The sequence below is a fragment of the Pseudoalteromonas sp. TAB23 genome, from assembly GCF_000498075.1.
GTDB classification, from domain to species: domain Bacteria; phylum Pseudomonadota; class Gammaproteobacteria; order Enterobacterales; family Alteromonadaceae; genus Pseudoalteromonas; species Pseudoalteromonas arctica.
The window spans coordinates 1-11,128 of sequence record NZ_AUTP01000154.1; the positions used below are offsets into that span (position 1 = coordinate 1).

Annotated in this window: 8 protein-coding genes and 1 pseudogene; 7 read left to right on the forward strand and 2 right to left on the reverse strand. The window is 38.1% G+C overall.

What is annotated here, in order from left to right:
* The 7 genes from L654_RS01000000125620 to L654_RS0106355 form a co-directional block, all read left to right on the forward strand.
* A partial coding sequence (locus L654_RS01000000125620) for a DMT family transporter (protein WP_024607591.1) occupies positions 1–240 on the forward strand: 240 nt, incomplete at its 5' end.
* 639 nt (positions 241–879) lie between these two features.
* Positions 880–2,028, forward strand: coding sequence for a N(5)-(carboxyethyl)ornithine synthase (locus L654_RS0106330; RefSeq protein ID WP_024607592.1), 1,149 nt, complete (start codon positions 880–882; stop codon positions 2,026–2,028).
* A 170-nt stretch (positions 2,029–2,198) separates the two neighbouring features.
* Entirely contained in the window at positions 2,199–3,566 is a 1,368-nt protein-coding gene (gene nhaA, locus L654_RS0106335) for a Na+/H+ antiporter NhaA (protein ID WP_024607593.1), read from the forward strand.
* A 517-nt stretch (positions 3,567–4,083) separates the two neighbouring features.
* Positions 4,084–5,025, forward strand: a complete 942-nt coding sequence (gene hflK / locus L654_RS0106340; protein ID WP_002962612.1) for an FtsH protease activity modulator HflK — start codon at positions 4,084–4,086, stop codon at positions 5,023–5,025.
* Positions 5,022–6,005, forward strand: coding sequence for a protease modulator HflC (gene hflC / locus L654_RS0106345; RefSeq protein WP_024607594.1), 984 nt, complete (start codon positions 5,022–5,024; stop codon positions 6,003–6,005). Before hflK ends, hflC begins: the two co-directional genes overlap by 4 nt.
* A gap of 163 nt (positions 6,006–6,168) precedes the next feature.
* Positions 6,169–6,516 (forward strand): ATPase, encoded by a 348-nt coding sequence (locus L654_RS0106350; protein WP_225305723.1) that lies wholly within the window; start codon positions 6,169–6,171, stop codon positions 6,514–6,516.
* 457 nt (positions 6,517–6,973) lie between these two features.
* On the forward strand, positions 6,974–9,532 hold the full coding sequence (locus tag L654_RS0106355) for an EAL domain-containing protein (RefSeq protein ID WP_024607595.1): 2,559 nt from the start codon (positions 6,974–6,976) through the stop codon (positions 9,530–9,532).
* 76 nt (positions 9,533–9,608) lie between these two features.
* Here the strand turns inward: L654_RS0106355 and L654_RS0106360 are convergent, their stop codons facing one another.
* A complete protein-coding gene (locus L654_RS0106360; protein WP_024594219.1) occupies positions 9,609–9,812 on the reverse strand; it encodes a hypothetical protein in 204 nt (67 codons plus the stop codon).
* Positions 9,813–9,983: 171 nt separating this feature from the next.
* Positions 9,984–11,128 (reverse strand): annotated as a pseudogene (gene prpD, locus L654_RS01000000125625) (2-methylcitrate dehydratase); the annotation flags it as partial.

Here is an 11,128-nt window from a genome sequence, read left to right on the forward strand (position 1 = left end):
CTGGCCGTTCAGCGCATTGGCGCAGCTGTTGCCACTGTCGCCGTCATTTTTGGGCAGTTGACCATGAGTATGCTGATCGATAATTTCGGTTGGCTGGGAAATGAACCAATTCCATTCTCGCCGAGCCGACTCGGAGCTATTGTTTGCTTGGGCATTGCACTATATTTCATTTACTCTAGCAGCAAGTCAAAAGCCGTACTGGCGAAAGATCCACAACCGCATGCAGCCGCTAATAAATAATTTCAGTAAGTTCTAATGAGCCTCCTCTGAAGAGTGCCAGAAATTTTCTTGGTGCTCTTCAGTTGTTATGATCTGACTCCACAAAAGTAGACACCTAAACCATTCATGTTAACTCGTTTTGGGGCATAAACGAGTTAGTACCACCGTCCGCTCATGGCNCCAGCCACTCGACAACATAAAATGTTGATAATAATTGGCAAGGTATTTTACTGTGTCGGATGGCGCTTCGCTTATCCGACCTACACTGGCACATAGCCGGAGTTGATATAAAAGCCAAACGTTCAGCTAGCCCAATATAAAGCGGATTAAACCTGCTCTACAGAATAACTTGCGAAGTTAAAACCTCAGTAATTAGCGAGTACTCCCTTTATTTCAGTTTGAGATACTCAAGTTAGTAATACTTATTTCTGATATACTCATTCAGCACTTTTACTCAAAAGGTAATAGTCTTCAGCTTGCAACTCAATGCAAGTTAACTCACTGCTCTTCATTATTTATTGTCAAAATTACACCTTTGTAAAATAGAGTTGGTTCATCCGAGCCAAAAACGTACAGAAAAAACACCGCCTAAGTTTATTGGCGAAGTATGATGATTCGTTGATGAACTCAAGCGTACTTACTTTATAAACAGGACTTAGCATGAGTGAATTAACTATCGGCGTTATCGGAACATCCCGCAAGACAGATGAAAGACGGTATCCTATTCACCCAGAGCACTTATTACGAATTCCCGAAAATCTTAGAAAACAAATGGTGTTTGAACAAGGCTATGGCACCGCTTTTAATGTTAGCGATGAATATATTGCAACGTTAACGGGTGGCATTGCATCTCGCAGCGAAATACTTACCCATATTGGCACTGCCATTATCGCAAAGCCTGTACTTGCTGACTTAGAAGAAATGCGCGAAGGAGGCACTATTTGGGGTTATGCCCACTGCGTTCAACAGCATGAAATAACACAAGCGGCAATTGAACGTAAACTTACCTTAATTGCTTTTGAAGATATGTATGTGTGGTCACCACAAGGAAATGTAGGGCGCCATACTTTTTATAAAAACAATGAAATGGCAGGGTATTGCGCTGTAATACATGCTTTGCAACTTAAGGGTATTGATGGTCATTATGGCGATCAACGTAAAACGATTATATTTAGTTTTGGTGCAGTGAGTAGAGGCGCTATTTACGCCCTTAAAGCGCATGGTTTTAGAGATATTACAATTTGTATTCAGCGCCCTGATCACGAAGTCCGTGAAGAAATATTAGATTGTCATTATGTTAAGGTACGAGAAGGTCTTGAAGGAGAAGCTCGCATGATGGTTGTTGAACATGATGGGACTAATCGACCACTTAGCGATCTTATTAGCGAAGCCGATATTATCGTGAACGGGACTTATCAAGAAACAGCTCATCCGGTTAACTTTGTAATTGAATCAGAAGCCGACTGCTTAAAACCTAACAGCTTAATTATTGATGTTAGCTGTGATGAGGGAATGGGATTCTTTTTTGCAAAGCCGACAACGTTTAAAAACCCTTTATTTCGATATAACAACACGGATTATTATGGCGTTGATCATACACCGAGTTATTTATGGGAAAGCGCGACGCGTTCAATCTCTGCGGCGCTCATTGTATATTTACAAACGATACTTAAAGGTGCTTTGCAGTGGCAAAAAGATGAAACCATTCGCCGTGCAATAAACATTGAGCAAGGAATAATTAAAAATACGGCTATTTTGGCATTCCAAAACCGCGAAAATATTTATCCTTATAACGTAATAACACAATGATTAAATCTATCTCTAATCTAATTTTACATTAGATTAATTAGGGGTGTGCACTTCGTCTTAATGCTAGTAATTTTAAGGCGAAGTGTTTGTTGACTGATAGTAAAACTGGAGAACTTAAATCTTAAAAGTTTTGATAAAACGAATACCCATAATTTATAAGGCTACCTGATATGCCTAACGATTCTAAAAATATACTAAATCGTGGCTTAGACTATATGCACGACCCATTTTCTAATTTTATGCGTGCTCAAACCACCTCTAGTCTGTTTCTTCTGGTATCTACAATCATTGCACTATGGTGGGCAAATTCAGCTTATTCAGCTACCTATCTGAACTTAGTGCATACGCCTATTGGAGTCTCATTAGGAAACTTTGAGCTACAAACCTCGCTTAAACACATTATTAATGATGGTTTGATGGTGATATTTTTCTTATTGCTTGGGCTTGAAATAAAACGAGAGGTACTTGCTGGAGATTTAGCTGAGCCCAAAAATAGACACATGCTCATTTTTTGCGCCATAGGCGGAATGGTCGTGCCGGCTGGTATTTATTCGTTGTTTAACTGGGGGCAAGATTCACTGATTGGTTGGGGTATACCCATGGCAACCGATACTGCGTTTGCATTAGGTGTGCTTACAATTGTAAGAAAACATATACCAACAAGCTTGTTGGCTTTTATTGTAGGTCTTGCGATTGTTGACGATGTGGGGGCAATACTCGTTATTGCCGTGTTTTATACCCAAGAAATATCGGTGATGTATTTGTCATGCGCCGTTGTTCTATTTACTTTTTTAGTAGCCGCCAATTATGCCGGAATAAGACAACCGCTTTTTTACATTATCATTGGTCTTGCCACCTGGTGGATGATGTTACAGTCAGGTGTGCATCCTACTGTAGCAGGTGTTGCTATTGCTTTAACGGCTCCTGCTCGCTCAATGTTGGGCTCAGGAAGGTCGCTTGAAAAGGCAAAAACAACCATTACCTCTATGCAAAAAGAAATAGAGAAAGTAGATGTTCTGGCTAGCAGACAGGATCATAAACAGGTACTCGAAATTCGTGATTTAGCCGAAAATGCGGGTACACCTTTGCGTCGGTGGGAAGATGTGCTGCACCTGCCTGTCGCACTGTTTATTTTACCGCTATTTGCTTTAGTTAATGCGGGTGTGGTTTTTAACTTTAGTTCATTTGTTGAGAGTCTCAGTGATCCCGTTGGCTTAGGTATTATTAGTGGTCTTGTTGTTGGTAAGTTTATTGGTATTTCGGGTGCGTGTTGGCTTGCTTTGCGCTACAAAATAGGTTGCTTGCCTGAGGGCATCAATCTTCAGCATGTTATTGGTGCTTCACTTATCGCCGGGATTGGATTCACCATGTCTACCTTTATTGCTACGTTGGGGTTTGATGGGCAAGCCGAGCATCTTCATAACGCAAAAACATCGGTTTTAGTGGCTTCGGTTCTTTCTGCAATACTTGGGGTTTTATATATTCGAGTGGTTGCCTCAAAAAAGAGCAATAAATCAATTAATTCAACGCCGCAATAGGGCGTGAAGGGGCGAGAAGGGGCTAATGGGTATTCAATAATGTGTACTCATTAGTTGTACTTAACCCTTTATTGATCAATTAAACCTATTGTTTAAAACACGCTATGTGTTGTAGCGAACAGACCAATTAAAATAAATACGCTAATGTCTTACTAAGGTTTTTTGGCTTTAAATTAATCTATAAATGCATGAATTTAAATCTTAAAACTATTCCTTAAAGCATTACCCCTAAATTATTACCCTTAAATTATACAGAGGAAGTTATCACCTAGATTGCGAAGCACGTTGGCGCTTTAGGCTAGGGCTTATGACAATCTAAAGTAGTAATAAGGCTCCATATTTTTGGTTTCTTAAAAAGGAGAATATTATTTCTACACAAAACGAAAATAGTCCAAATTCTAAAAGTAAAAGCGGTCCGCCAGATATCGATAAAGTGATGAGCGGTGCGTTTAAAAAGTATAAGAAGTTGCTGAGTGGAAAATTTAGCACAAGTTTAACCATAGTATTGTTTTTGGGATTGATTGCTACAGGCTATAGCGCAGTCTATACCGTTCCCAGTGATTCAGTTGCTTTAGTATTAAGGTTTGGTAAGTTTCAAGAAATTCTGCCTGCGGGCTTACATGTAAAAATCCCATTAGGTGTTGATCACGTCACAATAGTGCCTACTAAGCGACAGTTAAAGCAGGAGTTTGGTTTTTCTACTCCTGGAGCCTCCGACCCTGATCAAAATATTAATCCTGAAAATAATATTCGCTCATTTGCGCCAAAAATTTCACCTGCAACAAATCAACGCGAAGAAACCCAAATGGTAACTGGCGATTTAAACACTGCGCTGATTGAATGGGTAATTCAATATCGGATAGCCGATCCCCAAAAGTACTTATTTGAGGTGCGCGACCCGGCAGGCACTTTACGATACGTGTCTGAATCAGTTATGCGTGAAGTTGTAGGCGATAGAACTGTAGATGAAGTAATTACCATTGGCAGGCAAGGGATTGAAATTGAGGCTTTACAAAAAATGCAGGCATTGGCAACCAAATATGTAATGGGAATTAGTATTGATCAGGTTCAACTAAAAAACATTAACCCACCCGTACCAGTACAAGGGTCGTTCAATGAAGTTAATCAGGCTCAACAAGAAAAAGAAAAGTTGATTAACGAAGCGCGTCGCGAATATAACCGCGTTATTCCGCTTGCTGAGGGGGAGCGCGACCAACGAATAAGAGAAGCCGACGGTTATCGCCTTAAGCGAGTTAATGAAGCTGAAGGCGACGCTTTGCGTTTTAATGCGCTGTTTGCACAGTACCAACTGGCACCTGAGGTAACACGCAGACGAATATATATAGAAACAATGACTGATGTTATGCCAACGATAAAAAATAAAATTATTATCGATAGCGAAGCACGCGGTGTATTACCTTTACTCAATTTAACGTCACTAAAAGGACAGCAGCCATGAAATCTTATTTAATCGTTGGCAGCAGTATTTTAGCTTCAATTGTAGGAGTTACTTTGTATAGCGCTTTATATACGGTTAACGAAGTAGAGCAGGTGGTTATTACTCAGTTTGGTAAACCGGTTGGAGAGCCAATTAGAGAGGCGGGTATTCAACTCAAAATGCCTTTTGTTCAGCAAGTTAATTTTATTGATAAGCGCGTGCTGGAATGGGAAGGAACACCTTCTGATATGCCGACCAAAGATAAGCTTTATATTTCTGTAAGTCTTTACGCGCGGTGGCAGGTTACCGATCCGTTGCAGTATTTTTTACGTTTAGGTGATGAGCGAAGCGCACAGTCTAGGCTTGATGATATTTTTGGTAGTGAAACGCGTAATGCAGTAGCGACACATGAATTGATCGAAATTATTCGTACAACGAAAGATCGCCAACCTTTGCGTGACTCGTCACTCACCGAGGCTGAAAAAGAGCAGAATATTGGTAGTTTAGTGCCTATAAGCATGGGACGTTTAGTTGTCGAGCAAGATATATTTAATGCTGCAGCCAAAAAAGTAAAAGTATTTGGTATTGAGCTTATGGATATTCGCTTTAAACGTATTAATTATAATGAAAGTGTACGCCCTAAAATCTATGAACGTATGATCAGCGAACGTCGTCAAATAGCAGAACGCTTTTTGTCAGAAGGAAAAGGCGAAGCTGCCCGTATACAAGGTAACAGAGAGCGAGACTTAGATAAAATTCAATCTGAAGCCTACCGAGCAGTAACAGAAATTAGAGGTAAAGCTGATGCTAAAGCAGCCGCAATTTACGCCTCAGCCTATAACAAAAATGATCAAGCAGTCGCATTTTATGCATTCACCCGCTCGTTGCAGGCGCTTGAACTTGCCCTTAGCAAAAACACAACATTGGTATTATCGACCGACAGTGAGCTATTTCAGTATTTACAACACACTCAGGCGAGTGAGCCTAATCCCAAAAATTAGCATGCTTCATATTTAAATATTGTATAGATATCATCAAACTTAGGAGCAATAAATGCAAATTGAAACAATTAGAGATGTACTCAATTGGACCGTTTTATTTCACAAAAACTTAAAAGATAGCCTAAACCAGAGCTCTAAACAAAATAAGGATGAGGGAGCACGAATGATGCTTCGCTATCTATCTGAGCATGAGGAGAGTTTAGAGAATATTGTACAAGGATTTGAAAATACGGCAGACGAAAAAGCGCTAAACACCTGGTGTTTTGATTACATCGAAAAGCACTCAATTATTGAGCGCGTTGATTGTAACTCACTCTTTGAAGAGCTAGATATCTCAGACATTATGGAGAAAATAGTAAACCATCATGAACAAGTTATTGAGTTATACATTCATATATATTCTCGTGTAGATATCGAAAGCGCAAAAACGTTGCTTGATACAATAAAAGATATTGAAGAAAATGAGATAAAAAGAATTGTGCAATCGGCTAACCGGTTTTCAGATATGTAATCGACTGATTGAAATGGCAATATTAGTGTATTACTAAGGTGTCAGTTCAATCAAATGTATGTGATATCAACTTATATCCAGGATCTTTTCTTTTAATCGAGTTAAGTAAAATGATTCGGTGTGCTCAATATATCCGGACAGTCAATCCTAGTTTATTCAGTTATACCAATCTGCTTATATACGGGGTCTATTTAGCAACGTTATAGAGTGATTTAATTTGTTTTAATTGTTCAAATATTTATGCAGGTTGGTATTAAAATGAGAAGCAGATGATATGGCATGACTATGAATCTACTTACTTTTCATTAGATTATTCCCTCAATCTAATATCTAGTTATAAAGGGCGTAATTTTTTATTTAATATAATACAAAATAATTAAATTTAACTGTACTAATACGGCAGTTGCTTTACAGTTTAAGATCTTGGCGACTCAAATTAGAAGGTTACAACAGACTCATGCGGTTATCTCTAACTCAATCAGCAGCAAGTATTTTATATTTAGGCTTTATTCAGTTTTTTGTTGTTGTAGTAATTTTGGGTGGGTTGGAGAGTATTTTACTTGAAATACCTCTGATGCCTATAATTTCTATTAGTACCGCTTTAATATCGCTAGTTTTAGGCTCAATCTTAACTTTATTATTTAATTTTAAATTTTCAAAAAAAATTAAATATGTGACTCCTGTATTAGGCATTTTAGGATGTGCTTTTTTCTTAAATTTTCAATTGAGCTTGTGGGGAGTCGTTGACGAAAAGTTTTTTTTAATTAGTGATAATCCATTTATTTCTGCTTTAAATGCCGTTATGGTTTTTTCTTTTTTCTCAGCGCTCATTATTAAAATTTTATGTTCTGCAACGATAACTAAAGGGGCTAAGTTTACCAAAACAGTCATGTTTTTAGTTATCTTTACGGGTGTGTCGTTATGGTACGCTAGTGCAGTAAAAACAGTGAGTAGTGAAGAAGAAAAAGCACGAGAAAAAATAAGCTTAGTGGGGACAATGCTTAATAAAAATCTTGATGAGCATAAAAAGTCATTATCTCGAATTAAGTCGAGATTAGAAAAAGTGAGTCATGATAATTTTTTAAAGCTTGCCGCTGTTGATATGAAAAATTATGCGAGAGATTATAAAATCATCAAAGGGATGCTTATTCTTGATGAAAATCTTACGTTAGTTGAAGGTGACATATTTTCTAAGCAATTTATTTCCAGTGGATTTCTATCAAGTGAGTCTGTAGTGAACTGGTTAAATACAACTACGGATGAAGTTAGATTTGCAGCTAATTCATTAACGTTGAAAACGAGTACGCCGACTATTATGTTTTCGATACCTATAAATTCAGTTACTGGCGGTAAGTATCAAGTTTTAGCTTTACTAGACATGAATTTATTAATTGAGAACAGGTACATAGATTATCTAAATACGTTTGATGTATTTATTGAATTGACGCCTCAAGTTTACTTTTCTGTTAATGCTAAAAAGCAAAACGTATACAATTTAAATATACTATTGAGTTTATACAGTGACTATATTGTAGAAAAAGTCGATGTAATGGGCATTTTAAATCACAATATATATAGTTTTATTAATAACTACTCCGCATTAAAAGAAAGAGCAAAAGTCGAACAAATTATAATTTGGCTTACTTTCATCTTTATCTATATTTTTATACTTGCTTCAGACTCTTCATACCTACTAAAACAACAATCAAAAAAGCTGTTTAAAATGGCTAAATATGATGAGTTAACAGGACTAATTCGCCGAGATGCGCTAGATGATGAAATAAGCGCTAAACAGTCTAAGCAGGCTAAAGCGTTAAACTCACCGTGTGCAATGGTTTTTATAAACCTAGATGGCTTTAGTTCTATAAATAATAGTTTAGGGCATGCCATAGGCGATAAAGTTCTCAAGTTAGTTGCAAGAAGACTTAAAAATAACGCGCTGACAACCGACTCAATAGCACGCTTTGGTAATGATGAGTTTATTCTTTATTACAGCAATATAAGTAAAGATAAACTAAGAGAAGAAATATCAGTATTAATAAGCTCTTTAGCAAACGTTTATTATTTAGAGGACGTTGATATTTATCTTACAGCCAGCGCTGGTATATCGATGTCTAAAGAAAGAGTAGGAAATTCAAAAGTACTATTACAGCATGCAGATATTGCTATGGACAGTGCGAAAACCCTTGGGGGGAATCAGCTTTGTTTTTATCATAAGCTAATGGATGATAAGCATAAAGAAATAGTCCACATTAGAGGAGAGCTTCAAAAAGCGCTTAAAGATGGTGATTTAGAAGTGTATTACCAACCAATCCATAGTTTATCTGATAACAAAGTGATTAGTGTTGAGAGTTTGGTGCGATGGAAAAGTAATGGTGCGTATATTTCCCCGGCTATTTTTATACCTATAGCAGAGCAAACGGGGCAAATATTAGAAGTTGGCAAACAAGTACTAGCACAGGTACTTAAAGATATGAGTAATACTGCGCAGTTAAAAAATATTACTGTGGCTGTTAATTTTTCACCCCAGCAATTACAGCTGCAAGGGTTTGTTGCAAATATTTGCCAATTAGTCTCTGATAAATGTATAGAGCCACATCGGCTCACCGTTGAAGTGACTGAAACAGTCATGTCAGAAAAAGGGGTTATCGAAGGCGTTCTTAGAAAGCTGATGGCTAAGGGCTTTAATGTTGCGATTGATGACTTTGGCGCTGGATATTCTAGCCTTTCTTACTTGTCGAGGCAGCCTGCTAACATTATAAAAATAGATCGGGAGTTCACGATTGGTGCTGAGCATGAGGGCCAAGAACGCGCTTTATTAGAAGGTATCATCAAGATTTGTACAGAGCTTAAAAAAATAGTGGTCATTGAAGGTGTTGAAAATGCTGAGCTGATCGCCTATTTATCTCGATTCAGCAGTATAAGGGTTCAAGGCTATTATTATTCCAAACCAATACCTTTAAATAATCTTATTGATTATATTAATAGCCTAAATAAAACAAGTCATCATAAGTAAAACGAGAACAATCAATTATTACCTTACAACATGGATTAACTCGCTAGCTATGGAGTAATAACATAGCCACGAGCGTCTATTTTTTTGCGGGAATATCATTTAATAGCTTTATGATAGCGCTGTTATTACCGAGTTTAGCTAAGTCTAACAGGTAGCTTTTTTCTAGCTCTTGCATTGACTGATCTGCTAATAATTCTTTTACCGATTGTTCTTCCCCATTTGCTATTGAAGTTTCTAAGGCTGCAAAGTTTGCGATTGAGTGTTTAATTTCATTAGTCATAATAAGTCCCGTTTGCTGTGTTTTGTTAGAGCTTCGTTTTAAAAAATATTCATATAAAACAATTGTATATTATAAGCTCGCTTTGTTAATGAGCTATTTTATTACCTAAAAATAGATCACTTAATTAAGCGAATTGGTATTACAGTATCACCGTACATACTGCAATTTAACTTATTGAATAACAAATAAGTCCATAAAGCTGTTTACTGGCGTATTTTCAAGCTTGGCTTGATCTTTACAAAGGGTAAATATGGTTTGGCATTGTTGGGTTGCAAGGCGTGTTGCTAAATTAGATTTGAATTTAAGCTCTAATAATGGAATGCCTTCCTCACGACGACGGCGATGACCCAAAGGGTACTGAACAACCACTTCTTCTGTTTTACTACCATCGTTAAAGAAAACTTGAATTGCATTGGCAATAGAGCGTTTGTCCGCCTCTAAGTATTCAGCTGTAAAGCGTTTATCTTCTAATACCTCCATTTTGTCGCGTAGTTTATCGATGATAGGGTGCGTGTTGTGAAAGTCGTCCTCATAATGATCGCTAGTTAAGTTCCCAAATGCCAAAGGAACGGCAATCATATATTGTAAGCAATGGTCGCGGTCAGCTGCGTTGGCAAGCGGTCCTGTTTTAGAAATAATGCGTATGGCTGACTCGTGGGTGCGGATCACTATTTTCTCAATATCGTCTAAACGCGACTTTACTTGAGGGTGCAAAATAACGGAGGCTTCTGCTGCTGTTTGCGCATGAAACTCTGCTGGAAAAGAAATTTTAAACAAAATGTTTTCCATTACATATGAACCGTAACCTTGGGAGAACGAAAACGTGCGCTGCGCTTCAGGCTTTAGTGCTTGGTCTTTATTAGTTTTGGAGAAAGAGACATCATAAAACCCCCATTGCGCAGCTGTTAATGCACTGGGTATACCCATTTCACCGCGCATTGCCATATCAGCTAAATAAACTGCTCTGGCAGTTGCATCGCCCGCAGCCCAAGATTTACGAGACCCAGTGTTTGGTGCATGACGATAAGTACGCAGTGCAGAACCATCAACCCATGCTTGAGATATGGCNCAGCCGTTGAGGCTACACGCACCAATAATACATGGCATAAGCCAACACGATTAAAAGAATTTTCTAATGCGATAACGCCTTGAATTTCATGCGCCATAATCATGGCTTCAAGTACGTCTCGCATAGTCAGGGGAGGCTGTGAATTTGCGATTCTGACTTGAGACAAGTGATCGGCTACAGCTAAAATAGCACCTAAGTTATCAGAAGGGTGCCCCCATTCAGCAGCTAACCACGTATCGTTGTAATC